The organism is Bradyrhizobium sp. ma5 (genome assembly GCF_042258955.1).
GTDB lineage: Bacteria > Pseudomonadota > Alphaproteobacteria > Rhizobiales > Xanthobacteraceae > Bradyrhizobium.
This window is the reverse complement of record NZ_CP170156.1, coordinates 5,595,321-5,619,912: the sequence shown is the minus strand read 5'-3', so window position 1 is coordinate 5,619,912 and position 24,592 is coordinate 5,595,321. Positions and strand designations below refer to the sequence as shown.

At 64.5% G+C, this 24,592-nt stretch carries 21 protein-coding genes, 1 tRNA gene and 2 riboswitches; of the genes, 7 read left to right on the top strand and 15 right to left on the bottom strand.

Annotated features, from left to right (window positions below; genetic code table 11):
• The first annotated feature begins 35 nt into the window (after positions 1–35).
• Both ACE103_RS26300 and ACE103_RS26295 read left to right on the top strand, forming a co-directional pair.
• On the top strand, positions 36–647 hold the full coding sequence (locus tag ACE103_RS26300) for a 2-hydroxychromene-2-carboxylate isomerase (RefSeq protein WP_375775452.1): 612 nt from the start codon (positions 36–38) through the stop codon (positions 645–647).
• Positions 647–1,621 carry an NADPH:quinone oxidoreductase family protein gene (locus ACE103_RS26295; protein WP_375775451.1) on the top strand — a complete coding sequence of 325 codons (975 nt, stop codon included), beginning with the start codon at positions 647–649 and terminating at the stop codon, positions 1,619–1,621. Before ACE103_RS26300 ends, ACE103_RS26295 begins: the two co-directional genes overlap by 1 nt.
• 90 nt (positions 1,622–1,711) lie before the next feature.
• Here ACE103_RS26295 and ACE103_RS26290 read toward each other — a convergent pair whose 3' ends face one another.
• The 11 genes from ACE103_RS26290 to ACE103_RS26240 form a co-directional block, all read right to left on the bottom strand.
• Positions 1,712–2,386: an esterase/lipase family protein gene (locus ACE103_RS26290; protein WP_375775450.1), complete on the bottom strand. Its 675-nt coding sequence runs from the start codon at positions 2,384–2,386 to the stop codon at positions 1,712–1,714.
• Positions 2,383–3,273 (bottom strand): crotonase/enoyl-CoA hydratase family protein, encoded by an 891-nt coding sequence (locus tag ACE103_RS26285; RefSeq protein WP_194460566.1) that lies wholly within the window; start codon positions 3,271–3,273, stop codon positions 2,383–2,385. Before ACE103_RS26285 ends, ACE103_RS26290 begins: the two co-directional genes overlap by 4 nt.
• A gap of 135 nt (positions 3,274–3,408) precedes the next feature.
• Positions 3,409–4,827, bottom strand: coding sequence for an amidase (locus ACE103_RS26280; RefSeq protein WP_375775449.1), 1,419 nt, complete (start codon positions 4,825–4,827; stop codon positions 3,409–3,411).
• Positions 4,820–5,992, bottom strand: a complete 1,173-nt coding sequence (locus ACE103_RS26275) for a M20 aminoacylase family protein (RefSeq protein WP_342728256.1) — start codon at positions 5,990–5,992, stop codon at positions 4,820–4,822. The genes ACE103_RS26280 and ACE103_RS26275 overlap by 8 nt, the downstream gene beginning before the upstream one ends.
• 6 nt (positions 5,993–5,998) lie before the next feature.
• Positions 5,999–7,519 (bottom strand): M81 family metallopeptidase, encoded by a 1,521-nt coding sequence (locus ACE103_RS26270; RefSeq protein ID WP_375775448.1) that lies wholly within the window; start codon positions 7,517–7,519, stop codon positions 5,999–6,001.
• Positions 7,520–7,759: 240 nt separating this feature from the next.
• Complete coding sequence (locus ACE103_RS26265; RefSeq protein WP_375775447.1) at positions 7,760–9,409, bottom strand: ABC transporter ATP-binding protein; 1,650 nt, start codon at positions 9,407–9,409, stop codon at positions 7,760–7,762.
• A gap of 193 nt (positions 9,410–9,602) precedes the next feature.
• Positions 9,603–10,490, bottom strand: coding sequence for an ABC transporter permease (locus tag ACE103_RS26260; protein WP_223976365.1), 888 nt, complete (start codon positions 10,488–10,490; stop codon positions 9,603–9,605).
• Between the two features lie 3 nt (positions 10,491–10,493).
• Positions 10,494–11,435, bottom strand: coding sequence for an ABC transporter permease (locus ACE103_RS26255; RefSeq protein ID WP_223976367.1), 942 nt, complete (start codon positions 11,433–11,435; stop codon positions 10,494–10,496).
• Between the two features lie 262 nt (positions 11,436–11,697).
• Positions 11,698–13,014 carry an ArgE/DapE family deacylase gene (locus tag ACE103_RS26250; RefSeq protein ID WP_375775446.1) on the bottom strand — a complete coding sequence of 439 codons (1,317 nt, stop codon included), beginning with the start codon at positions 13,012–13,014 and terminating at the stop codon, positions 11,698–11,700.
• Between the two features lie 126 nt (positions 13,015–13,140).
• On the bottom strand, positions 13,141–14,448 hold the full coding sequence (locus tag ACE103_RS26245; RefSeq protein WP_375775445.1) for a D-amino acid dehydrogenase: 1,308 nt from the start codon (positions 14,446–14,448) through the stop codon (positions 13,141–13,143).
• A gap of 68 nt (positions 14,449–14,516) precedes the next feature.
• Positions 14,517–14,631: riboswitch (glycine riboswitch) on the bottom strand.
• 3 nt (positions 14,632–14,634) lie between these two features.
• Positions 14,635–14,739, bottom strand: a riboswitch (glycine riboswitch).
• Positions 14,740–14,830: 91 nt separating this feature from the next.
• Positions 14,831–15,961: a M20/M25/M40 family metallo-hydrolase gene (locus tag ACE103_RS26240; protein ID WP_375775444.1), complete on the bottom strand. Its 1,131-nt coding sequence runs from the start codon at positions 15,959–15,961 to the stop codon at positions 14,831–14,833.
• 269 nt (positions 15,962–16,230) lie between these two features.
• On the opposite strand from ACE103_RS26240, the gene ACE103_RS26235 reads away from it, so the two are divergent.
• A complete protein-coding gene (locus tag ACE103_RS26235; protein ID WP_374708085.1) occupies positions 16,231–17,850 on the top strand; it encodes an ABC transporter substrate-binding protein in 1,620 nt (539 codons plus the stop codon).
• Between the two features lie 81 nt (positions 17,851–17,931).
• Here the strand turns inward: ACE103_RS26235 and ACE103_RS26230 are convergent, their stop codons facing one another.
• Entirely contained in the window at positions 17,932–18,252 is a 321-nt protein-coding gene (locus ACE103_RS26230; RefSeq protein ID WP_375775443.1) for a hypothetical protein, read from the bottom strand.
• A 279-nt stretch (positions 18,253–18,531) separates the two neighbouring features.
• Here ACE103_RS26230 and ACE103_RS26225 point away from each other — a divergent pair, with 279 nt between their 5' ends.
• Both ACE103_RS26225 and ACE103_RS26220 read left to right on the top strand, forming a co-directional pair.
• Positions 18,532–18,819 (top strand): PilZ domain-containing protein, encoded by a 288-nt coding sequence (locus ACE103_RS26225; protein ID WP_375775442.1) that lies wholly within the window; start codon positions 18,532–18,534, stop codon positions 18,817–18,819.
• 123 nt (positions 18,820–18,942) lie between these two features.
• Positions 18,943–20,859 (top strand): phospholipase D-like domain-containing protein, encoded by a 1,917-nt coding sequence (locus tag ACE103_RS26220; RefSeq protein ID WP_375775441.1) that lies wholly within the window; start codon positions 18,943–18,945, stop codon positions 20,857–20,859.
• Between the two features lie 18 nt (positions 20,860–20,877).
• Here ACE103_RS26220 and ACE103_RS26215 read toward each other — a convergent pair.
• Positions 20,878–20,964: transfer RNA gene (locus ACE103_RS26215), tRNA-Leu, on the bottom strand.
• A 224-nt stretch (positions 20,965–21,188) separates the two neighbouring features.
• Here ACE103_RS26215 and ACE103_RS26210 point away from each other — a divergent pair.
• Entirely contained in the window at positions 21,189–21,623 is a 435-nt protein-coding gene (locus tag ACE103_RS26210) for a twin-arginine translocation pathway signal (RefSeq protein ID WP_223976383.1), read from the top strand.
• A gap of 51 nt (positions 21,624–21,674) precedes the next feature.
• Here ACE103_RS26210 and ACE103_RS26205 read toward each other — a convergent pair whose 3' ends face one another.
• Positions 21,675–22,877: an FAD-dependent monooxygenase gene (locus ACE103_RS26205; protein WP_375775440.1), complete on the bottom strand. Its 1,203-nt coding sequence runs from the start codon at positions 22,875–22,877 to the stop codon at positions 21,675–21,677.
• Positions 22,878–22,884: 7 nt separating this feature from the next.
• Entirely contained in the window at positions 22,885–23,130 is a 246-nt protein-coding gene (locus tag ACE103_RS26200; protein WP_375775439.1) for a zinc-finger domain-containing protein, read from the bottom strand.
• A gap of 249 nt (positions 23,131–23,379) precedes the next feature.
• Here ACE103_RS26200 and ACE103_RS26195 point away from each other — a divergent pair, with 249 nt between their 5' ends.
• Positions 23,380–24,513, top strand: coding sequence for a hypothetical protein (locus ACE103_RS26195; protein ID WP_375775438.1), 1,134 nt, complete (start codon positions 23,380–23,382; stop codon positions 24,511–24,513).
• Positions 24,514–24,592 lie beyond the last annotated feature (79 nt).

Here is a 24,592-nt window from a genome sequence, read left to right as displayed (position 1 = left end):
CGACAATGAATGTGGAAAAGACAAAGGGAAACGCCATGATCGAATTCTTCTTCGACTGTTCCAGCCCGTGGACCTATCTCGCCTGGCACAACATCCAGCCGCTGGCGAAGGAGTTCGACGCGCCGATCAGCTGGCGGCCGATCCTGGTCGGCGGCATCTTCAACACCGTCAATCCGTCGGTCTACGCGCAGCGCGAGACGCCGGTGCCGCTGAAGGCGCGCTACATGAAGAAGGATCTCGGCGACTGGGCGCGCTCAGCCGGTCTAGCGATCAAGATGCCGCCGACCGTGTTCCCGGTGAACAGCGTCAAGGCGATGCGCGGCTGCATCCTTCTCGGCAACGAGAAGATGGTGCCGTTCGCGCGAGCGGTGTTCGAGGCCTATTGGGGTGATGACAAGGACATCTCGCAGGATGCCGTGCTGACCGAGATCTGCACGAAGCTCGGGATCGATCCGGCGCAATTCCTGGCCGGTATCGGCGACCAAGCGATCAAGGACCAGCTCAAGGCCAACACCGAGGAGGTGATGGCGCGCGGCGGCTTCGGCTCGCCCACGATCTATCTCGACAAGACCGACATGTATTTCGGCAACGACCGCCTGCCGCTGATCCGCGAAGCGCTCGCACGCCTCAAGGCGCGAGCCGCCTGATGCCGAAAGCCGTCGTTTGCCGCGAACTCGGCCCGCCCGAGCGCCTTCATCTCGAGAATTTTGCCTCGGTGCCTTTGCAGCCGGGGCAGGTGCGCGTCGCGATCCGTGCCGCCGGGATCAACTTCCCCGACATCCTGATGGCGGCGGGCGAGTACCAGCTCAAGCCGCCGCCGCCGTTCACGCCGGGCTCGGAGGCCGCCGGTGATGTCGTCGAGGTCAACGAGGCAGCCGGCGTCGCCGTTGGCGACAAGGTGATCGTCAAGATGCGCTTCGGCGCCTATTGCGACGAGACGGTCGCGACACCGTCGCAGCTCGTGCCGGTGCCGTCGACCTTCGACTATGCGGAAGGCGCGACCTTCCTTGCCGCACACGGCACCGCGTATCACGCGCTGATCGATCGCGGGCAGATCAAGCCGGGCGAAGTGCTGCTGGTGCATGGCGCCGGCGGCGGCGTCGGGCTCGCCGCGGTCGAGATCGGCAAGCTGCTCGACGCCACCGTGATCGCGGCGGCCTCGAGCGAGGAGAAGCTTGCGATTGCCAAGGAACGCGGCGCGGATCATCTCGTGCTCTATGCGCGCGAGCCGTTTCGTGACGCGGTGAAGCGTCTCACCGACGGCCGCGGTGCCGATGTGGTGTTCGATCCCGTCGGCGGCGAGGTGTTCGAGAGCTCGATGCGCTGCATCAACTGGGGCGCGCGGATTCTCGTCGTCGGCTTCACCGGCGGCATCGGCCTTGCCCGCACCAATCTGTTGATGATCAAGGGCGCGAGCGTGCTCGGCGTTCGTGCCGGCGAGGCGGTGCGGAAGGACCCTGCGCTCGGCGAGGTCAGGTTCAAGGCGCTGAGCGAATGGGCCGAGACGGGTAAGGTGCGGCCGAACATCTCGCACCGGCTACCGCTGGAGGATTATGGGAAGGCGATGCGGTTGCTGATCGAGCGCAAGGCGATCGGGCGTGTGGCGCTGATGATGCAGTAGTAGCTCGTCATTGCGAGCGAAGCGAAGCAATCCATAGTCACCGTGTGGGCGGTATGGATTGCTTCGTCGCTTCGCTCCTCGCAATGACGGTTAGTGCGGCGTGAACTTGCCTTGCCGCAAAAACACAATCGTCTGCGCGATTGCATCCCGGTTGCGCACCAGCCAGGGATGCGAGGTGCGGATCACGATGTGATCGGCCATGCCGTCGAGCCGGGTATTGGCAACCGACACCCGGCCGTCATGAGGCCGCGGCAGGCCGATGGATGTGATCGGATAGACCGAGCGGTTGCCGGCGATGATGCCGGCACAATAATCGATCGCCGGCAGCAATGCGCTGGTCGCGGCATCGCGGCGGGTGACCAGCTGTTGGCCGGCCGGACCGAAGAAGGCGCGATAGGCGGCAAGGTGTTTCAGACGGTCGGCGATCTCGCTGCCGCCATTCGGCGTGCCCAACATCACGACGCGACCGAGCCGCGCCGGGCGATATCGTGCCAGATAGACGCGGGCCAGCAGGCCGCCCATCGAATGGCAGACGAAATGCACGGAGCCGTCGAGGCTCTGCGCGAAGCGATCGAGCGAAGGGTTGATGTCTTCGGCCAGCGCATCGAGCCCTTTGCGCCGGCTGTCATAGTCGAGATTGAGCGTGGCAAAACCGGCATCCCCGAGCGCCAGCTCCATCCTGCGAAACGAGCGCGCCGTCCTGCCGATGCCATGCAGCAGGACGACGCCGTCAGGTGTGGACGCGGCGGGACGCCGTTCGCTCACTTATAGTCGCGCTCTTGCCACCACGGGAAATAGTCGGGCATGTCCGACGACACCTTGTTCTTGAACTGCGCGGGGCGCTTTTCCAGGAACGACACCACGCCTTCCTTGACGTCCTCGGAGCGGCCGCGGGCGTAGATGCCGCGGCTGTCGACCTTGTGCGCCTCCATCGGATCGTCGGCGCCCATCATGCGCCACATCATCTGGCGGATCAGCGCCACCGACACCGGCGCGGTCTTGGCGGCGAACTCCTTGGCGAGCGCACGCGCGGTCGGCAGCAGATCCGCCGGCGGCACCACCTTGCTGACGAGCCGGCCGGCGAGCGCTTCCTGCGCCGGGAAGACGCGGCCCGAGTAGCACCATTCCAGCGCCTGCGAGATGCCGACGATGCGCGGCAGGAACCAGCTCGAGGCGGCCTCCGGCACGATGCCGCGCTGGGAGAACACGAAGCCGAAGCGCGCGGCTTCCGACGCGATGCGGATATCCATCGCAAGCTGCATGGTGACGCCGATACCGACCGCCGGGCCGTTCACCGCGGCGATCACAGGCTTCAGGCACTTGAAGATGCGCAGCGTCACCTGGCCGCCGCCGTCGCGGACCTGCGGATCGCTGTAGTCGACGCTACCGTCGGCATTGCGCTTGACCGGACCGCGCCGCGCATCGCGGTCGAAAGTGTTGGCGCCGGAGGATAGATCCGCGCCGGCGCAGAAGCCGCGGCCTTCGCCGGTCACGATGATCGCCCTGACGTCGTCGTCCTTGTCGGCTTTGTCGAAAGCGTCGATCAGCTCCTGCTGCATCGTGGCGTTGAAGGCGTTGAGCTTGTCGGGCCGGTTCAGCGTGATGGTCAGGATCTGCTCGGCGACCTCGTACTTGATCGTCTCATACGCCATGGGGATGATTTCCTCTCGGTTTTCTTGAATGAACGGCGCTGGCGCGCGTCTCCATTCAGTTAGCCCGGCAATCATCGCTTGTGAAGAAGAGGGATGCGCGGCGTGGTTCCGAGCATCCTGATTTGCGTTGAGGCGCTACTTCTTCGGCGGCGTCGGCCACGGCTTCTGCGGGCCGCGCAGGCCTTCGAACGCCTTGCCGATGCCGAGCACGCCGATGTCGTCGAAGCGGCGGCCGATGATCTGGACGCCGATCGGAAAGCCCTTCTTGTCGTAGCCGGCGTTGATCGACAGCGCCGGGTTCTCCGACATATTCCACGGCACGGTAAAGCAGATGTGCTCGAACGGCTTTGCCGGGTCGTTGAGCGGTGCTGCGAACTCGGCCGGGAAGTTCACGACCGGCGACACCGGCGAGATCACATAGTCGACCTCGCAGAACAGCTTTGCGGCGGCCGCGCGGATCGCCATCGTCTGGTTGAAGCCGCGCACCACGTCGACGCCGGAGAGCTTTGCGCCGGCCTCGGCCCAGTTGAGGATGTAGGGCAGCGTCTTGCCGCGGTCGGCCTGCGACAGCTTCGACAGTTCGTCCCAGGTCCGTGCACGCCAGAAATTGTCGAGCCCCTCGAGCATCTCAGGCGTCAGGATGCCGTCGATCTCGGTGATGACGGCGCCGGCGGATTCGAACGCCTTCGCCGCCTTGACGACGACCTCGCGAACGTCCTTCTCGACCTTCTGGCCGGATCCGGCATCGAGCATCAGCCCGATGCGCAGCTTGCGCGGCGATTTCTCCAGCGCCTTCCAGTTCACCTCGAGTGCCGGCAGGCTCATGCCGTCGCGGCGATCGGGGCGCGACAACACGCTCATCATCAGGGCGGCGTCGTCCACGGTGCGGGTCATCGGACCGGCGACGCGGCCGACATAGGGCGGATCGATCGGCACGCGGCCGAGGCTCGGCTTCAGGGCGACGAGGCCGCACCAGGAGGCCGGCAGCCGCACCGAGCCGCCGATATCGGTGCCTAGATGCAGCGGGCCATAGCCGGCAGCACCAGCCGCGCCCGCGCCTGCGCTCGAGCCGCCGGGGTTCTTGCTGACATCCCAGGGATTGCGGGTGAGGGGATGGAACGACGACAGCCCTGACGACAGCATGCCGTAATCCGGCATCGTGGTCTTGGAGAAGATCACGCAGCCGGCTTCGCGCAGCCGCGCGGCAGGAGGCGCATCCTTTTCCGCGGGCGCGAGCTTAACGCTCGCCGCACCCAGCGGCACCGGCTGGCCCTTGGTCGCGACGTTGTCCTTGATGGTGACGGGTACGCCGTCGAGCGTGCCGACCGGCTCGCTCTGCTGCCAACGCTCGGTCGCAGCCTTGGCGACCTTCCGCGCACCCTCGGGGTCGTACAGATACAACGCCTTGATGTGCGGCTCCCAGGTCGCGACCTGGGAGATGATTTCCTCGAGCACTTCGGAGGGCGAGAACTGCTTGGCACGATAGCCGGCGAGCAGGTCGATGGCCGAGAGGTCGTGCAGCGACGTGATGGCGTCCGCTTTCGGCTTATGCATGCGCACCTGCCGGCATACGTTTCTCGATGATGCGGGCGAACATGCTGGCGCCGATCGGCAGGATCTTGTCGTCGAGAACGTAACCGGGATTGTGCACGGGCACTGAACCGTCGTGGCCGACCCAGAAATACGCACCGGGAATGGCCTGCATCATGTCGGCGAAGTCTTCGCTGCCCATCTTGGGCGTCGAGCGGGTGATCACCTTGGCCGGATCGACCACGGTGCGCGCGACTTCCTCGACGACGCGGGACTGCTCTTCCTGATTCACCAATACGCTGAAGCCGTCGCGGATCTCGACCGAGATTTCGGCGTCATAGGCCACGGCAAAGCCGGCGGCGATCTCGCGCATGCGCTTGCGGATCAGCTCACGGATCTCGTCGGAGAAGCAGCGCACCGTGCCGCACATCCAGGCTTCGCCGGGAATGACGTTGTACGCCGACCCGGAATGGATCTGCGTGATCGACAGCACCGCCGCCTGCAGCGGATCGACGTTGCGGCTGACGATCGACTGTAACGCCTGTCCGAGCGTCATTGCGATCACGACCGCGTCCTTGGAGCGCTCCGGCATCGCGCCATGCGCGCCGTAGCCCTGGATCCTGATGTCGAAGAAGTCGGCTGCGGCCATTGCCGGGCCCGGCAGGATCGCGATCTCGCCATGGTTGAGGTCGGGCGCGTTGTGCAGGCCGTAGACCTCGTCGCAGGGGAACTGCTTGAACAGGCCGTCCTTGATCATGGCGCGCGCGCCGCCGAGGCCTTCCTCGGCCGGCTGGAAGATGAAATGCACGGTGCCGTCGAAATTGCGGGTCTCGGCGAGATAGCGCGCCGTGCCGAGCAGCATCGTGGTGTGGCCGTCATGGCCGCAGCCGTGGAAGCGGCCAGGGATGGTCGAGCGCCACTTCAGATTGGTGTTCTCTTCCATCGGCAGCGCGTCCATGTCGGCGCGCAAGCCGATCTTCTTGCTGCTGTTGCCCTTGCCCTTGAGCACGCCGACCACGCCGGTGCCGCCGAGGCCGCGATGCACCTCGATGCCCCAGCTCGTGAGCTTGTCGGCGACGATGCCGGAGGTGCGGACCTCCTCGAAGCCGATCTCGGGATGCGCATGCAGATCCCGTCTGATGGCGGTGAGTTCGTCGGCAAAACTGTCGATGCGCTCAATGGTCGGCATGGCTCTCTATCCGTTTGTGCGTGATGGGGAGGAGGGGGTGAAAGTGGGGCCGTTAGGCTTGATACGAATGCCGGGACGCAAATGTTTCCACGGCAGTGTGGCGGTATCGGCCGGCATGGCGCCGGGCGCAGCGCAGATCAGCAGTTTCTCGGCGATCGGCTCGAAATCGGCGCGGAAATGCACCGAGCTCTTGTTGACCAGGATCTTCTGCGCGGTCGGCTCGATGCCGACATAGCGGTACATCGACTGGTCGGCAAGCTGGGCCTTGTAGGAGCCGACAACGACGCGGACGTCGCCGACCCGCAGGCAGGCCGAGGGCCCCATGTCCATGTCGCGGCCGCCGAAATACGGGCCGGGCGCAACGAACTTGCCGTCGGAGAGCTGTTCGACCACGAAAGTCTCGCGGTACGGCGCGTCGCCGGGAATGCCGGACTTGCCGCCGAGCTCGAGCGTGACGGTGGCGCCGACGCCGGCCGTGTGCGCGGCCTTGGCCGATTGCGGGTCGTAGATCACGCCGGTCGCGGCACTTGCCTTGTTGCGCACCAGCGCACGCAGCATGCCCGTGGTGTCGGAATCGCCGCCGGCGCCGGGATTGTCCTGGGTGTCGGCGATGATGATCGGCCGGCTCGCCGACTTCGCCAGTTGCATCGCCAGCTGCACGCCTTCGTCCGGCGCATAGATCCGGCCGTCGAAATCGTCCTCATGGCTCTCGACCAGGGCGACGACCTTGTCGGCCGCCGCGTCTGCATCGGCTTGCGTCCGGCCATAGGCGAACACGCTCGGCCCGCAATCCCTGAAATCGGCGGCCGGGAAGCCCGGCGCAAACGACAGCGTCGGCACGGCGTCGCTCTCGAGGGCGGCGAGCTTTTGGTAGATGCCTTTGGTGGGCTGGTCGTTGGTGCATTGCCAGCTGATCGGGATCAGGAACGGCAATTGCCGGAACGCCTTGGCAAGCCGCTGTCCTGTTTTCAGCAGCAGCGCCAGATGCCGGGCGCAGGCGCGGCCGGTGTCGGCCATGTCGACATGCGGATAGGTGCGGTAGGCGATCAGCGCATCGGCATGCTCGATCATCTTGGGCGAGACGTTCGCATGCAGATCGAGGCTCACCACCAGCGGCAGGTCCTGGCCAATCGCCTTGCGCACGCGGGCAAGGGTTTCGCCTTCGCCGTCGTCATAATGCTCGGTGACCATGGCGCCGTGCAGGTCGAGATAGACGGCATCGATCGGGCCGGCCGCGACGATGCCGTCGACCATTTCGGTCACGATCCGCTCGAACGCATCCTTGCTGACATGCGCCGACGGGCTGGCCGCCGCGAAAATCGTCGGCACCAGCTCCCAGCCATTGGCTTCGGCAGCCTCGACAAACCCGGCGAGGCCGACATTGATCTTGCGCATGACCTTGAGCACCTCGGCGCCATGCGTCATCGACGGCCAGCCGCCGCCGTGCACGAAGTCGTCATAGGTTGCCTTCGTCGGCGCGAAGGTGTTGGTCTCGTGCAGGAAGCCGCCAACGGCAATGCGGGTCATCAAGTTGGTCTCGATACGTTTCTTCGGTCGTGATGCGATCGGAACGGTTCGCGCCACGATCTCGTTGGTTTGAGCGTGTTCTTTCGGGAAGACCGGCGTCCACCTTCCAGGGCATGCCCTAGCGCGCGACGTTAAGCGTGTCGTCGCGCCAAGCGCAAGCCGGGGAGCACCTCCGGATTTGCATGCCCTATGGGCGTATTGAAAGACCCAAAGGTACGTCGCGAGATTAAGTCGAAAGACCTAGGCCGTTGCCACGAGGCCTTCCGAAACCGGGCGGAAATTCGCAAAATCCCAGCCGCGCCCCGGTGCTGCCTCGAGCAGCGCACGGGTATAGGCCTGTTGCGGATTGGTCAGCACCTCGGCCGCCGGTCCCTGTTCCACGACGCGGCCATGTTGCATCACGGCGACGTCGTCGCAGATCTGTGCGGCGACGCGCAAGTCATGCGTGATGAACAGCAGCGCGATGCCGAGCCTCCGCTGGATTTCATCGAGCAGATTGAGAACCTGCGCCTGCACCGAGACGTCGAGCGCGGACACTGCCTCATCCGCGACCAGCACGTCGGGATCGAGCGCCAGCGCGCGCGCGATCGCGATGCGCTGGCGCTGGCCGCCGGAGAACTGGTGCGGATAGCGCGAGATCGCGTCGGGCGGCAAATGGACGAGCTCGAGCAGCTCGCGGGCCCGCGCCAGCGCATCCTTGCGCGGCATGCCGTAGTTGATCGGGCCTTCCGCGATGCTCTCGCCGACGGTGACGCGCGGATTGAGCGAGCGGTAGGGATCCTGGAAGATGATCTGGATCTTCTGGCGATGCGGCTGCAACAGCCGGCGCGACAGGTCGGAGATCTCGCGGCCGGCGAGCCGCACCCCGCCCGAGGTCGGATCGATCAGGCGGACGATGCAGCGCGCCACGGTCGACTTGCCGGAGCCGCTTTCGCCGACGATGCCGAGCGTGCGGCCCTTGCGCAGGGTGAGCGTGACGTTGCTGGCGGCGGCGACCTCGCGGGCTTTGCCGTACAGCGACCGCTCCCGGTAGATCTTGCTGAGCTCGTTGGCTTCCAGCACCACGGGCTCGGTGGTGTCCGGGCGCGGCGCGCGCGGCACGAGGCTCGGCACCGCGGACAGCAGGTTGCGCGTGTACTCCATCGTCGGCTTGCGCAGCACGTCCAGCAGCGCGCCGGTCTCGACCAGCCGGCCATGCCGCATCACCGCGACGCGGTCGGCGATCTCGGCCACCACGCCCATGTCGTGGGTGATGAAAAGGACGGCCGTGCCGTGATCGCGTTGCAGGTCGCGGATCAAGGTGAGGATCTGCTTCTGGGTGGTGACGTCGAGCGCGGTGGTCGGCTCGTCCGCGATCAACAGCTTTGGTTCCAGCACCAGCGCCATTGCGATCATGATGCGCTGGCGCTGTCCGCCGGAGAGACGGTGAGGGTAGGAGGAGAAGATGCGCTCCACATCCGGCAGCCGCACATGCTCCATCATCGCCAGGATCTTCTGACGTCGCGCGCGAGAGTCGAGATCGGTATGGGCGCGCAGCACCTCGTCGATCTGGCGGCCGACCGGCACCACCGGATTGAGCGCGGTCATCGGCTCCTGGAAGATCATCGCCATCCGCGTCGCGCGCAATTGCCTTAGGCGGCGATCGCTCGCGGTGAGCAGTTCCTCGCCGACCAGTTTGACGCTGCCGCCTGACGGCACCAGTGTGCCCTTCTGCAGCAGGCCCATCGTGGTCAAAGAGGTCACCGACTTGCCCGAGCCGCTTTCGCCGACAAGGCAAAGCGTCTCGCCTTCGCGCACCTGCAACGAGAGGTCGTCGATGATGCGGTGCGCGTCCGTCTTGCGGCCGAGACCGACGACGAGGTTGTTGATGTCGAGGACGACGTTGGTCATGTCAGGGTCTTTCAGCGTCATTGCGAGATGTATCGCGGCAGAGACTATGCACTGTCATTCCGGGATGGTGCGCTAGCACCAGACCACAGATGCGCATTGCGCATCGGGGAATCTCGATATCCCCCGGTGCGCAATCGCGCACCTGAGGTTCGCTGCGCGCCCCGGGATGATGGCTTCGATTGCATCGAAGCCATCACTTGCCCTCACGCTGTTTCATGCGGGGATCGAGCGCGTCGCGCGCGGCGTCGCCGATCAGGTTGACGCTGAGAATGGCGATCGAGAGCAGCAGGCCCGGCCAGAAGATCAGCGACGGCTTGACCTGGAAATAGGCACGGCCCTCGGCCATGATGTTGCCCCAGGTCGGCGTTTCCGGCGAGATGCCGGCGCCGAGGAACGACAGGATCGCCTCGGTCAGGATCGCGGATGCGCAGACGTAAGTGCCTTGCACGATCAGCGGCGCGATCGTGTTCGGCATCAAATGCCGCCACATGATCTTCGGCAGGCTCGAGCCGAGCGAGATCGCGGCCTCGACATAGGGCTCCTCGCGCGCGGTCAGCACCACCGAGCGCACCAGCCGCGCCACGCGCGGGATCTCGGGGATGGTGATCGCGATCATCACGGTCCAGATGCTGGCGCCAGACAGCGACACCACGGCGATCGCGAGCAGGATGGCGGGGATCGCCATCAAGCCGTCCATCACGCGCATCATCACCGCGTCGACCCAGCGGAAGAAGCCGGCGACGAGGCCGATCAGCAGCCCGATGGCGATCGAGCAGACGGCAGCGCCGAGCCCGATCAACAGCGAGATCCGTGCGCCATAGATGACGCGCGACAACAGGTCGCGTCCATAGGCGTCGGTGCCGAGCAGGTATTGCGCGCTTGACGGCTTCAGCCGTTGCGACGGCGTCAGCAAGAGTGGATCATGAGGCGCAAGGAGCGGCGCGAAGATCGCCATCAGGATAATCAGGACGAGGCAGATCGTCGCAACCGCGATGATCGGCGTCGACGCCAGGAAGCCGAACTTGACGCGGAACGGCCGGGTGACGGGGATAGAGGATTCGGGAAGGGTTTCGATCGCCATTGCTCAGTACCGGATGCGAGGATCGAGCAGGGTGTAGGCGAGGTCGATCAAGAGATTGACCGCGACATAGATACCCGATGTCAAAAGGATCATGGCCTGGATCACCGGATAGTCGCGCGCCAGCACCGCATCGACGGTGAGGCGGCCGATGCCGGGCAGGTTGAACACGCTCTCGGTGACGACGACGCCCGAGATCAGCAGCGCGAAGCCGGAGCCGATCACGGTGATGACCGGAACCGCGGCGTTGCGCAGCGCATGGCGCATCAGTACGCCGCTCTCGCCGATGCCCTTGGCGCGCGCCGTGCGCACGTAGTCCTCGCCCAACACGTCGAGCATCGAGGCCCGCGTCATGCGCGCGATCAACGCGACATAGATGAAGGAGAGGGTGCAGGTCGGCAGAATGATGCGTTCGAAGAACGGACCGAAGCCGGCCGAGATGCTCTTGAAGCCCTGCACCGGCACCCAGCGCAGATCGATCGCAAACACCTGGATCAGCACATAGCCGATCACGAACACCGGCACCGAGAAGCCGAGCACCGACAGCCCCATCACGAAGCGGTCGATCCAGGTGCCGTGTTTCCACGCCGCGATCACGCCGAGCGGCACCGCCACCAGGATCGAGAGGACGATAGTGGCGAGCGCGACCGAGATCGAGGGCTCGAGGCGCGGACCGATCATTTCGAGGATCGGCTTGTTCGAGATCAGGGAGACGCCGAGGTCGCCGTGCAGCAGCTTGGCGACCCAGGTATAAAACTGGATGTAGATCGGCTCGTTGAGACCAAGCGAGGTGCGGATGCGGTCGAGCTGTTCCGGTGTCGCATTGTCGCCGGCAAGAATTGCGGCCGGGTCACCCGGCGTCAGCCGCAGCAACAGAAACACGAACAGTGCCACCACGCCCATCACGGGAATGGCGGCGAGGATTCGGCGGAGGAGATAGCCGATCATCGCTGCTATCTCCTGCCGTCAGATGGTGCGAGGCGAAGGCTGGGCCGCATCATACTCATGGTGTCCCCGTGATGTGTCTCATGCGCTTCTGCGTCTTGTCTCAAGGCTAGCGCGAACGTGATGAATTTGCAGGCAAATACTGTGCCAATGGCGACGTCATATCAAGGCGCGGTTCAGGCCGTCGGAGCCTCCTTTGGTCTGAAGCTGCTATTTCGAATTGCACATGTCGCCATGTGCCACCGACCTGAAACGGGAAGTCTATTCACGCTTTCGCCACGCCGCACCAATTGGCGACGAACAGTGCAATGCTCTGCGTTGTCTTGCGAAGGCTGTCGAGCTCGACACGTTCGTTGAACGCATGCGGGCCGATACCGTACGGACCATAGCAAAGGGCAGGGATGCCGTAGTCGACGCAATAGTAGCGGGTGTCGTTGACGGCGGTAGACAGGCGCTCCTGCATCGGCGCCTGGAAGATGGAATGATGGGCTGCCGACAAAGCTGCTTCCGCTTCGCTGCCCGGTTCGCACACCGCCGCGTCTGCCTGAAAACCGCTCCACACGAGCTCGGCCGGATTGTCGGACAGAAAGTCGTCGGCCTTGTGCGCTTCGGTCAGGCATTCCTCGATGCCACGCATCGCCTGCTGCGGTGTCTCGCCCGGCAGGAGACCAAGCCGGCAATCCAGCTCGCACCACGCCGCTGTCGAACTGGCCCAATCGCCGCCTTTAATGATCCCGACGTTGAACTTGATCGGGTTCTTGACGCTGCGGAACCAGCTGTTGTCGAGCGCCCGGGCATTGAGCGCCTTGGTGTAATCCTGGAACGCGCGCACCAGATGCATCGCAGCCAGGATGGCGCTCGTGCCGGTCTCGGAATAGGCGACATGCACCGGCGTGCCGCGAACGCGCAGTCGAAACCAGACGGCGCCGACCTGGGCGCGCGTCAGTGTGTGTCCGGTCGGTTCGGGAATCAGGCAGGCGTCGGCGCGATAGCCACGCATCAAGGTCGACAGCGCGCCGTTGCCGGTGCTCTCTTCCTCGGTCACGGTCTGCAGATGGACGCGTCCGCCCGGGGCATAGCCGGCGTCTCTGATAGCATCGAGCGCGAAGATCATTGCCGAGACACCGGCCTTCATGTCTTGCGCGCCGCGCCCGAACATCCAGCCGTCGTGCACGGCGCCCGAGAACGGCGGCTGCTCCCAAAGATCAGCGGGCCCCTCCGGCACCACGTCGATATGACCTTGCAGGATCAGGCTGCGTCCGCTGCCTTTGCTGTCGAGCGTCGCAACGACCTGCTGCGATCCGGCAAGGTCGATGCCGTCCATCGGCGCAGCCTTCGGATGACTCATCAGATTGACGTCGGCAAGGCTGAACGTATCGACGTCGTAGCGGCGCCTTGCGAATTGCTCGGCCAGCCAAGCTTGTTGCGGCGTTTCCTGTCCGCGCAAGCTGCGGAACTGCACCATGCGCGACAGGAACGCGACCTGATCGTCGAAGTTTCGATCGACGGCCGCGCACAGCTCCGCGGCAATCTGATCCGGCTTGGTCAGCGTCTCACGCGTGTCCGCCACCCCAATGCGCATTGTCCCCTCCCGCGCTGAAGCGCTTTTCCCCATTGTGACGCTAGACGTTGTCATGCGGTGTTTCTCTGCGAATTCCGACTTGGCCACATGCAAATACGCTCATATTCTTCCTCGCCGGCCGGATAATTAGAGGAAAGCTGCGCGGGTGGTCTCGGTCGCATCGACCGGCGACGGCACCATCGAGGGCGTGTCGAGGTCGCGCCAGTCATCGATCGCCCCTGCCACCATCTGCGCCGTCGCAGCCGACAGCGTCCAGCCGAGATGACCGTGGCCGGTGTTGTAGAACACGCCCGGAATCCGTCCGGCGCGAACCACCGGCATCATGTTCGGCATCATCGGGCGCAGGCCGGCCCATGGCACGACTTTCGACGTGTCGACACCGGGGAAATGCTGCCGTACCCAATCCACCAGCGGCTGGATGCGGTCGGCGCGAATGTCGAGGTTGAAGCCGTTGAATTCGGCCGTGCCGGCGACGCGGAAGCGGTCGGCGCCGAGCCGGCTGGTGACGATCTTCGCGGCTTCATCGAGCAGGCTGACGGTAGGCGCGGCGTCCCGGCTTTGCGGCGCATCGAGCTGCACGGTGATCGAATAGCCCTTCACCGGATAGACGTTGACGCGGTCGTTGAGCAGGCCGGCAAAGTGGCGGCTCGCGACACCAGCGCAAATCACGATGCCGTCCGCCTGCAACTCGTGTCGTGTTGCGACGTCAGCATCGTGCGAAGCGGCTTCGTTCCAGCCGATGCGGAAACCGTTATCGCCGTGCGCGATCGCGTCGACATCGGCCTCATGGACGAAGCTCGCACCGCGGCGGATGCAGGCGTCGGCGAGGCCGCGGGTGAACTTGTGGATATCGCCGGTGGCGTCCGACGGCGTGAAGAAGCCGCCATAGCAGGTGGTCTGCAGCGCGGGTTCGATGCTGCGGATTTCGTCCGCCGTCACCGGCCGGCGGTCGAGTCCGCCTTGCTGCAGCAGCGTGTTGACGCGCAGGCCTGCCTCGAATCCGGCCTTGTCGTGATAGACGTGCAGGATGCCGCGGCGTTCGAGATCGAAGGCGATGTTCTCGCGCTGGGCGATTGAGAACAGATGCTTGCGCGCTTCGATTGCGAGCCGCGTGGTCTCGATGGTGTTGGTGCGATAGCGGCCGATGTGGCCGACGAACTCGCCGATCCAGGAATATTTGTGCCAGCTCGGCTTCGGATTCATCAAGAGCGGCGCGTCGCTTCGAAGCATCCAGCGCAGCCCCTTGAGAATGGTCGCGGCGCTGTTCCACACCTCCGCGTTGCTGGCGGAAAGCTGTCCGCCGTTGGCGAATGAGGTTTCCATCGCGGCGTAGCGATGCCTGTCGAGGACAGTCACCCGGTAGCCGCGTTCGAGCAGGGCATAGGCCGTCGTCACGCCGGTGATGCCGGCGCCAATGATTGCGATGTGAGGCATGGTGGTCTTCAGGCTCCCGTGTGTTAGAGTCGCCGAACCACCGGTGAAACCGGCTGTTTCGACGCCCCATCTGTCACGGTACCTGAGAGCTTGATCCGCATCGGGCCTCGGCCCAATAGCAGACTATCCCCTTCGGTGGACGTCATGGCCGTTTCCATTTGGCCATGCCGTCTCTCTCCAGATCGTCCTGACGATACAGTCCTTTTGCCTGAGAGTTTCCGGGGCGGTTGCTCCGTCGGCGCCGAAGCACAACACGAATGTTGTCGCCTCGATCTCTCCCGCATCGTCGTGTTGGACGGCCGGACCGTAGGCGAAGCCAAAAAATTGGACAAGGCTAAATTTCGGTCCGGCAGTGCCAACGTGTTGTGCAGTGCAAATCGAATTAATCGAGCGTCGCCAGCAGTGCCGCCATCAGGCGGCCACGCTCGGCGAGGCTCTCGACTTCGATATGTTCGTTCAAAGTGTGGGCGTCGGCGCCCCGTACGCCGAGGCCGTCGAGGGTCGGGATGCCCATCGCGCCGGTGAAGTTGCCGTCAGAGCCGCCGCCGGCGCTGCCATGCGGCAAATCAAGACCCATATCGGCGGCGAGACGCTTTGCCTTTTCATAGAGCGCCATGGTGCCGGCATCCGGCTCCCACACCGGGCGCGTGACGCCGCGCGTGACGTTGAATGTCACGTCATTTGCCGTACCCGACAGCGCCAGCATGCGCTCGACGCCGCGGTCGAGATCGGACTGGCGCTTGGCCATGCTGAGCGCTTCGCCGGTGCAGGTCGTTGCGACGCAATTGACCCATTGGCCGCCATGCACGATGCCGACCGAGAAGGTGCAGTCTTCGGTGGTCATGCCGTCGATGGCAATGATTTGCCGGGCCATTTCGCGGATCGCGGAACGGCCGGAGGACAACGTCGCGCCGGCATGGCTCGGCTTGCCGACGGCTTCCAGATTGAAGCGCGCGATCGCGTAGCGGCCGGTGACGACGCCGTTGTTCGGCCGGCCGGGCTCCGGGACCAGCACGTATTTGTTGCGTGCGGCTTCGGCCTCGATGATGTCGCGCGTCGACGGCGTGCCGACCTCCTCATCGGGCGTGAACAGCACCGTGATCGGCAGCGGCGTGGTAAAGGACGCGCGCGCCAACTGTCGGATCGCCTCGATCGACAGATAGTTGCCGCCCTTCATGTCGAAGATGCCGGGCCCGAAGCACTTGTTGCCTTCGCGCCGCCACGCCAGCTTCTCGATGGTGCCGACCGGGTGCACGGTGTCCAGATGGCCGGCGATCAGGATGCCGGGCTGACCTTGTTTTGGATGGGGAAAGCGGGCGCGGACGCAGCCGGCAAAGCCCTGGCGTCCCGCGATGCGTTCGATCGTCGCACCCATCACCGCCATTTCGCGCGCGGCGAGGTCGAGCATGCGCTCGACTGCGGCCGCGTCCCATGTCGGGCTCTCGCATTCCACCCAGCTGCGCAGCCCCTGCAGCATCGCTTCGGAATCAAAAGGAAGATTGGCGGGGTTCATGTCTTTTCTCTCTTGTTGTTTGTTCGCGCCGATACGCGTTCGCGTGCCGTACGAAAAGCTCGGAAGATGCGTTTGTAAAGTCAAATGCGCTGCACCCGCCGCTCATTCGTTCGTATACATTTGATCCTGCCGGAAACCGATTGACGCGCATTGCGCTTGATGCAAGTCTCGATTTCACAAGCCATACAGCATGTTAGTTCGCCTAAATAACGAACCGCATGCATAACGAATAAGCCGGCTTTGACCAGTTACACGTCAGGAGAAATTGCATGTTGCCTATCTCGCGTTGGAAGCACCGCACGCTAGCGGCTGCGTTGACGGCGCTCGCGTTGTCGTTCGCGCCGCAGGAATTGTCGTTTGCACCGCAGGCCATGGCCGCGGGCAAGACCATCACCGCGGTGATGCATTCGGATCTGCGCGTCATCGATCCGATCCTGACCACGGCGTACATCACGCGAGACCATGGCTACATGGTTTTCGACACGCTGGTGGCGACCGACTCCAACTTCAAGATCCAGCCGCAGATGGCCGACTGGAAGGTATCCGACGACAAGCTCACTTACACGTTCACGCTGCGCGACGGCCTGAAGTGGCACGATGGAACGCCGGTGACTGCCGAAGACTGCGTCGCCTCGCTGAAGCGCTGGGCCAAGGTCGACGGCATGGGCCAGAAGCTGATGGACTTCACGGCGAGCCTGGAGGCCACCGACGCGAAGACGATCACGCTGAAGCTGAAGGAGCCCTACGGCCTGGTGCTGGATTCGATCGGCAAGCCATCGTCGCGCGTCGCGTTCATGATGCCGAAGCGGCTGGCCGAAACCCCGCCGGACAAGCCGATCCCGGAGCAGATCGGCTCGGGCCCGTTCAAATTCGTTCAGGCCGAATTCCAGCCGGGCGTGAAGGCGGTCTATGTCAAGAACACGGACTACGTGCCGCGCAAGGAGCCGGCGAGCTGGACCGCGGGCGGCAAGGTCGTGAAGGTTGACCGCGTCGAGTGGGTCACGATGGCCGATGCGCAGACGGCGATGAATGCGCTGCAATCCGGCGACATCGATTTCCTGGAGAACCCGTCGTTCGACACGTTGTCGATCCTGGAAGGCGACAAGGACCTGAAGGTCGAGACGCTGAACAAGTTCGGCTTCCAGACGCTCGGCCGCATGAACTTCCTCTATCCGCCGTTCGACAACATCAAGGTTCGCCAGGCTGCCCTGATGGCGATCAACCAGAAGCAGGTGCTCGACGCGCTGGTCGGCAATCCCAAGTATTACAAGACCTGCGTCTCCTTCTTCATCTGCGATACGCCGTTCGCGTCCGAGGTCGGCGGTGAGACGTTGTTGAAGGGCGGCGACATGGCGGCGGCCAAGAAGGCGCTTGCCGAGTCGGGCTATGATGGCACGCCCGTCGTCATCATGGCGCCCGGCGACGTCACCACGCTCAAGGCGCAGCCGGTTGTTGTGGCCCAGCAACTGCGCGACGCCGGCTTCAAGGTCGACCTGCAGGCCACCGACTGGCAGACCGTGGTGACCCGCCGCGCCAGCCAGAAGGCGCCGAAGGATGGCGGCTGGAACATGTTCTTCACCAACTGGGTCAGTGCCGACGTCTCCAACCCGATCTCCAACCTCTCGATCGGCGGCCAGGGCAAGAATGGCGGATGGTTCGGCTGGGCCGACGATCCGAAGATCGAACAGCTGAAGGACGCCTTCGTTCGCGCGCCGTCGCTCGACGAGCAGAAGAAGATCGCGGCCGATATCCAGAAGGAAGCCTACGAGCAGGTCATCTACATTCCGCTCGGTCAGTATCAGGGTCCGAGCGCCTGGCGGAAGTCGCTGTCCGGTGTGCTCGATGGTCCGGCGACGCCGATCTTCTGGAATGTCGACAAGTCCGAGTAAGCTTGCAGGTTGACGCAATACGAGTGGCCGGGACTTGTCCCGGCCATTTTTCGTTTCGCGCCGTCTGCGCGACGGCGTTCCTTAATTGCCGTGGCCCGATTTCGCGTTGCTCGTGCTCGACAGGCTCGAGAGCTGGGTCTGTCCGACGCCGGCGCCGTTCATCCAGACCATTGCGCCCGCGGCGAACGCCAACAATCCGCACGCCACGACCGCGCTGCGAATCCATCGCCGGTAGATCGCACGATCGTTCGGCGTCGCATCGAGGAATCTCTGTGCGTTGAGCCCGTTGCTGCAGTGAGCCGCGTCGTCGCTGTGCTCGAGGATGGAAGCACCGTGATCGGGCGCGGTATTGCCGACAATCTGATTGCGACCGGCAATCCGATTGCGATCCGCAATCGTCATCGCCTATCTCCAACTCATTGATTTCGAAATGTGACGGCCGCGAAATGTGCGGCCAGAATTTTCCAACGGGCCGACACTACCACAGTCAGCGATCGCGGCATGTGAAGCGCGCCACAGTCGAAAGACACGATGAGGTGATGCGAGACCACGATGCCGTGCGCATCTGCCCAGCCGCTGGCACGTCCTGGCATACCAATTCGGTTGGCGGCGGCTTTAAGGTTCCTGTCAGTATTGGATCGTAACCTGACCGCCAGTCTGTGTACCTACCGCGACGGGCCCATGGCCGACGACGATAGCAGGCCCGCACCGGCCAGCGCGCAACAGCCAATGCCGACCGAGCAGCGCCGTGCCGGCGCACGCCGCCGCGTCCTCAAGTCGGGAGCGATCGAGTTCGGCAATGAAGTGATCGCCTGCACGGTCCGGAGTCTCTCGTCTCAGGGCGCCTGCATCGAAGTGAACTCGCCGCTGTGGTTTCCCGACCGCTTCACTCTCGCCGTCGACGGCCAGCGGTGGCCATGCCGCATCGTATGGAAGAAGCAGAAGCGGCTGGGACTGGCGTTCGAGTAGGGCTCGATGCCCGGCGTCCGCGCCGCGCCGATTTGCACGAACAGTTGTCGTCTATTTCACAAACTACCCAAGGTTAGCGGAGTATTGTCCGCCGGGCCGATACCCAGCCTCGGGGAAATTGCGATGACAATCAATGTCAAGGCTTACGCGAACGCCGATGATATCCTGATCGCCTGGCAGCCGGACACCTGGTCCAACGACTGGGTCGGTTTCCAGCTCGAGCGGCGCAACAATATCACGCAACAGACGACCGTGCTGTCGAACCGCATTCCGCCGAAGCCCGGTGAGAAGCCGGTGGCGGACGCCGGCATCTCCTCGACGCAATCGCCGTTCCGGCGCTGCATCTGGACCGATCACAGCGTCGTCGACACCGACAATGTCTCGTATCGCGTGACAGCGATGAAGAGCGCCGCGAACGGGACGTTCACGCCCGATGCCGCCTCGGTGTCGGCCTGGACGACGCCGGCGGTCGCTTCCGGCGATGCGGGCGGCGGCTTGTCGGCCTATTTCAACCGCGGCACCCTGATGTCCCAGATCGTCAGCCGCTTCGTGAAGGGTGATGCGTCCGACGACTCGCTGCGCAATTTCGTCAAGGGCCTGTCCGACCCGGCCAACCAGGCGCGGCGCTACCTTTCGGGCGATGCCCTGCACGAGATCCTGGCCTTCCTGCACGATGCCGATCTCCGCGGCAGCCAGATCCATGCAGCGATCTACGAGATGAATGACGAGGAGCTGGTCGGCGCGCTGAAGCCGTTCGGCAGCCGCGGCAACGTCCTGCTCGGCAATGGCAGCGCGACCAAGCCGAACATCGCGGCCGAGCTCAGCGGCGCCGGTCTGACCGTCAAGCATCGCGATCTGTCGAATGCGGGCAGGTCGTCGCCCAGCGTCCACAACAAGTTCGTGGTCGAGAGCGACGCGCATGGCAACGCCATCCGCGTGCTGACCGGCAGCACCAACTGGACCACCACCGGGCTGTGCACGCAACTCAACAACGTGCTGATCATCGAGAATGCGGTGATCGCCAAGCGCTATCTCGATCAGTGGGGCAAGCTGGTCGCTGCGGGCAACGCCATGCCGCCCGCGCTGAAGACGTCGAATTCCACTCCGACCAGCGACAGCAACATTTCGGTCTATTTCGCCGCGACCAACGGCGAGGCGGAATTCAAGCCGGTGCTGGACCTGATCAAGAACGCCAAGGACGGCGCGCTCTTCCTGATGTTCATGCCGGGGCAATCGCCGCTGCTGGATGCCCTGCTGGACCGCGCACAGCAAAACGACGTCTATGTTCGTGGCGTGGTGTCGACCATGATGCCCAGCAAGAACGGCGACATCGTTTCGGTCGGCGGAGAAGTCGTCAAATCGGGCGCGCCGCAGCAATCCTTTCATGACGACGTCCAGCTGCCGCATGGCGTGAGCGCCACCAACGAACCTTCATGGGCAGACGTCGAATTCAGCGTCCAGCAGATCCGCAACGCGGGGATGATCGCGATCGTTCACTCCAAGACCATCGTGGTCGATCCGTTCTCGGACAATTGCGCGGTCATCACCGGATCGCACAATTTCTCGGTCGCGGCCTCCGAGAAGAATGACGAGAATCTGGTGATCATCCGCGGCAACAAGCAGCTTGCCCAGGCCTATGCGCTGCACATCAACGGTGTCTACGACCATTATTCGTGGCGCGGCTATCTCGGCAGCGGCGGCAATCCGGATCAGATCTATTCGCTCGACGGCTGGAAGCCGGGCGGCGGCAAGGAGCAGGAGCTGGATTTCTGGATGGAGGAGCCGGTGCCGCCACGCCCGACGCGTGGCGCGGGCAGCGTCGGAGCGGCGCAACAGCCCGCCGTGGCTGCTAGGGCTTCGGCGAAGACAGCTGCCAGGAAAGCCCCGAAGAAATCGGCCAAGAAAGCTGCCAAGAAGTCAGCCAAGAAATCGGCGAAGAAGGCGAAGGCCGGCAAGCCGGCCAAGGCCGCGAAGGCAAAGAAAACCAAGGCCGGGACGACGAAGAAGGCCAAGGCAAAGAAGGCGAAGGCCAAGAAGTAAGAGCGGTGCGCAGCAGGCTGGTGCGGGCGGTGGGACTCGAACCCACATGACGTTGCCGTCGAGGGATTTTAAGTCCCTTGCGTCTACCAATTCCGCCACGTCCGCATTGCGCCAGGCGCGCCGATTACTAGCGCGTTTGCCGGCGGAGTGGAATTGTCATTATCCGCTGCTAACAGGTGCGCATTCAAAGGCTTAGGGCGCGGCCTGCAATTCCATTTGCTTCGGCGGCCGAGCATTGGGATAAGCAGCGCGCCGCCGCGATTGAGCCTCAATCCGGACACCGGCGGCTGCTTTAGGCAATCTCAACACTGTCGGATTAAGAAAGCTGAATGTCTGTTCGTCTTCCCCGCCGCCCAAATCTGTCGCGCGCGGCAGCCATCGTTGCGCTGCTCGCCTCGGCCGCGGGCGTTTCCGGCTGTGCGCAGATCGGCGACAGCGTGCCGGGTGCATTCGCCGATCCCGCAAAGTACGATCTGTATGATTGCAAGCAGCTCGAGACCGAGCGCAAGAATCTCGCGTCTCGTGCGACGGATCAGGAAAAGTTGATGGCCAAAGCGGAGACCGGCGTCGGCGGTACCGTGGTCTCCGAGATGGTCTATCGCAACGAGCTGATCTCGATCCACGCCCAGCAGAGGCTCGTGGATCAGGCCTGGCGCGCCAACAAGTGCCATGAGAGCCCGCCGGATACGCCTGCGGCAGCCGCACCCGCGGCGCCTGCGCCGGGGGCGAAGGGCCCGCGCGCGCCGAGGGGCCTCGTTCACTAAGTCTGCGTTTCCAGAACAACCGGTTGCTGTGCGCGCGCAGGCGCGCTCGGCTCAGGCGCGCCAGTCGTAGATCCAGTCCTGCCGCGCCAGCATGCGCTGCGGACCGATGGCGCGGATCGCGAGATCGCGCGCGATCGCCAGGGGTCCGCTCAAATGATAGATGCGGCCCTGCTGCCGCGCCATGCGCTGCACCTTCAGCGCGCGGCCGCGCCGCATCTCGGCGTAGCCCTTCAACGCAGCGGGAATCCCTGCGGTGTTTTCGCCAGTGCAGTCGGCCAGGGCCTTGGCAAGCACGGCCGCATCCTCGATCGCCATGCCGGCGCCTTGCGCGGCAAACGGCAGCATCGCATGCGCGGCGTCGCCGAGCAGCGTCACCGCGCCTTCGCTCCAGCGGCCGATGTCGGGCAGGGTGAACAGCGCCCATTTGCGCCAGCCGTCGACCGCGCCGATCAGCATCCGCGCCGTGGCGGGCCAGCGTGCGGTGGCGAACGCGCCCTTGATCTCGTTGATGTCGCCCGGCGCGCTCCAGCCCGGCCGGTTCCAGGTGCCTGGCACGATCGCGACCACGTTGACCTGGCGCCCGGCCGAGATCGGATAGGCCACGAGATGCGCGTCCGGCCCCATCCACAGCTGCACGCGCGGTGCGGTGTATTCACGCGGCAGGGCGGTCGCGTCCAGCGTGCCGCGCCAGGCGATCAGGCCGGAGAATTGCGGTTGTACATCCGGAAACAAATGTCCACGGACCGACGACCAGATGCCGTCTGCGCCGATCAGCGCAACCGCCAATTCCTCCTGCCGTGCGTTGCCGCGGCGCTGCACCACCGTGAGGCCCTTGGCGTGCTTGGTCACGTCCTCGAACTGGCAGCCGAGCCGCAGATCGATATCGGGATGCTCATTGACGGCGGCCTGCAACGCGGCCTGCAGATCGGCGCGGTGGATCACCCAATAGGGGGCGCCGGCGCGGAACTCGGCGGCCTGGCCGAGCGGCATCCGTGCGATCTCGCCACCGGCCCGCGCGCTCAGGATATTGACGGATTCCGGCGTGACCGCGCGGCGCGCAAGCGGTTCCTTGAGCCCGAGCTCGACCAGGATGCGGCTGGCATTGGGAGAGAGCTGGATTCCGGCACCGGCTTCCTCGAGCCGCTCGGCCTTTTCCAGCACGACGACACGAAAGCCCTGTGCCGCCAGGGTCAGCGACGCCGTCAGTCCTCCGATCCCGGCGCCGGCAACGATGACGGTTCGCGTCAGCGCCACGGGGCGGTCAGGCGACCCTGTCTTTCAACACGCATTCCGGCGGCCGTGCTTCGCCGGCAGCGAGGTCGGATGCGAAGCGATAGAGCGTCGAGCAATACGGGCAGATGATCTCGCTGTCGTTGCCGAGGTCGAGGAACACGTGCGGATGGTCGAACGGAGGGTTGGCGCCCACGCACATGAACTCCTGCGACCCGATCTCGATCACCGAGACACCGGCATCGTTATGGAAGTGCGGGACGACGTGGTCGGACATATTCTCACCTTGGTAGCAACGATGGGCAGACGCAATCAACTGCATGCGGCATCGCGAAATGCCGCGCACCATACTGGCGGGAACAGTTGATTCCTAGAGCCCCGATGGCTCATTTGCTCATGCAAATTCGACACAATCTTGTCGTCCCAGAGAAGCCCTTCTTTGGTCGGAGCCGTTGTGTCGCAAAAACGGCACACTATTTCCAAGGCCAACTGAACAAGACGAATTAAACTTGAGGTTTCCAGCGGAATGAACGGCGTGCGCCTCAGTCTTGCGGTGGCCGGCCTGGCAGCAAGCGCCGCCGTCGGCGCGGCCATTTGGCCGCACGCCCGGGACGCCGGCATGGTGCTGTCAGCGCGGAACGATCCGGCTGCGCTCGCCGACCTCAGGCTCAATTCCGTCCTTCGCAACAACCCGGCGTTGATATCGGACAATATCAAGGTGGCACTCGCCGCGGGAGATGCCGATCTTGCGACCAGCTTCGTCGCGCTCGCAAGCGAGCAGAACATCGCACTCAATGATGAACTCACAAAGCGCGTCGACGACGCGCGCGCCGAGCAATCCTCCACCACGCATTTCGCCAAGGGATTTGCCACCGGCCTCGTGACCGGCAATGCCGACGATGTCGCAAGCCTGTCCGGCACGGTCGCCGGCGATCTGTTCGTGTTCGGTGACGTCAGGGACGTCGTGCGCGAGGGCAAGCATCTCGTGATGGGCGAGGATACCGATCAGTTGGTGCTCGGCCTTGCGGCCGCCGGGCTCGCCGTGACCGCGGCCACCTATGTGTCGGTCGGCGGCGCCGCGCCGCTGCGCGCCGGACTGACGCTGGTCAAGGATACGCGCAAGGCCGGACGGCTGAGCGAGGGCATGATCGAATGGGCCGGGCGCTCGACCCGCGAGGTGGTCGATCAGCCGGCGCTCCGCGAGGCGGTCGCGTCCGGCTCGGTGCTGCGGCCGGCCGAAACTGCAACCGCGATCCGCGCGGCATTCCGCGCCGAGAAGGCCGGCGCGCTGGTGCGCGTCGCCAAGGACGTCGGACGCATCGGCGAAGCAGCGGGAGTTCGTGCTGCGCGCGACACGCTGAAGGTCGCGGAGAATCCGCAGGAGATCGCGCGCGCGGCCCGCATCGCGGAGACGAAGGGCGGCCAGACCCGCGCGATCATCAAGCTGCTCGGCCGCGGCGCGCTGCTGCTCGTGGCCGGCACATTCAATCTCACCATGTGGCTGTTCGGCGCGCTGCTCGCGCTGTTCGGCTTCCTGTCGTCGATCAAGGCCACCACCGAGCGAGCCACGGCGTGGTGGCTCAGACGCAGCAAGGCGCGGCGCCTGAAGCGGCAGATGGCTGCCCAGGCTACCTTGGCGAGTATGCCCGCCCAAGGCTAGATTTCACGCTAAGCTTGCGGTCGCCGGTCGATCGCAAATCCCAAGTCTCAAATCCCAAGTCTCAAGAAAAAACGGAATC

Excerpts from the sequence above, each read along its gene's own strand:
- ACE103_RS26300 (WP_375775452.1), top strand. The coding sequence starts at position 36 with ATGATCGAATTCTTCTTCGACTGTTCCAGCCCGTGGACCTATCTCGCC.
- ACE103_RS26295 (WP_375775451.1), top strand. The coding sequence starts at position 647 with ATGCCGAAAGCCGTCGTTTGCCGCGAACTCGGCCCGCCCGAGCGCCTT.
- ACE103_RS26285 (WP_194460566.1), bottom strand. The coding sequence starts at position 3,273 with ATGGCGTATGAGACGATCAAGTACGAGGTCGCCGAGCAGATCCTGACC.
- ACE103_RS26280 (WP_375775449.1), bottom strand. The coding sequence starts at position 4,827 with ATGCATAAGCCGAAAGCGGACGCCATCACGTCGCTGCACGACCTCTCG.
- ACE103_RS26275 (WP_342728256.1), bottom strand. The coding sequence starts at position 5,992 with ATGCCGACCATTGAGCGCATCGACAGTTTTGCCGACGAACTCACCGCC.
- ACE103_RS26270 (WP_375775448.1), bottom strand. The coding sequence starts at position 7,519 with ATGACCCGCATTGCCGTTGGCGGCTTCCTGCACGAGACCAACACCTTC.
- ACE103_RS26265 (WP_375775447.1), bottom strand. The coding sequence starts at position 9,409 with ATGACCAACGTCGTCCTCGACATCAACAACCTCGTCGTCGGTCTCGGC.
- ACE103_RS26260 (WP_223976365.1), bottom strand. The coding sequence starts at position 10,490 with ATGGCGATCGAAACCCTTCCCGAATCCTCTATCCCCGTCACCCGGCCG.
- ACE103_RS26255 (WP_223976367.1), bottom strand. The coding sequence starts at position 11,435 with ATGATCGGCTATCTCCTCCGCCGAATCCTCGCCGCCATTCCCGTGATG.
- ACE103_RS26250 (WP_375775446.1), bottom strand. The coding sequence starts at position 13,014 with ATGCGCATTGGGGTGGCGGACACGCGTGAGACGCTGACCAAGCCGGAT.
- ACE103_RS26245 (WP_375775445.1), bottom strand. The coding sequence starts at position 14,448 with ATGCCTCACATCGCAATCATTGGCGCCGGCATCACCGGCGTGACGACG.
- ACE103_RS26240 (WP_375775444.1), bottom strand. The coding sequence starts at position 15,961 with ATGAACCCCGCCAATCTTCCTTTTGATTCCGAAGCGATGCTGCAGGGG.
- ACE103_RS26235 (WP_374708085.1), top strand. The coding sequence starts at position 16,231 with ATGTTGCCTATCTCGCGTTGGAAGCACCGCACGCTAGCGGCTGCGTTG.
- ACE103_RS26230 (WP_375775443.1), bottom strand. The coding sequence starts at position 18,252 with ATGACGATTGCGGATCGCAATCGGATTGCCGGTCGCAATCAGATTGTC.
- ACE103_RS26225 (WP_375775442.1), top strand. The coding sequence starts at position 18,532 with ATGGCCGACGACGATAGCAGGCCCGCACCGGCCAGCGCGCAACAGCCA.
- ACE103_RS26220 (WP_375775441.1), top strand. The coding sequence starts at position 18,943 with ATGACAATCAATGTCAAGGCTTACGCGAACGCCGATGATATCCTGATC.
- ACE103_RS26210 (WP_223976383.1), top strand. The coding sequence starts at position 21,189 with ATGTCTGTTCGTCTTCCCCGCCGCCCAAATCTGTCGCGCGCGGCAGCC.
- ACE103_RS26200 (WP_375775439.1), bottom strand. The coding sequence starts at position 23,130 with ATGTCCGACCACGTCGTCCCGCACTTCCATAACGATGCCGGTGTCTCG.
- ACE103_RS26195 (WP_375775438.1), top strand. The coding sequence starts at position 23,380 with ATGAACGGCGTGCGCCTCAGTCTTGCGGTGGCCGGCCTGGCAGCAAGC.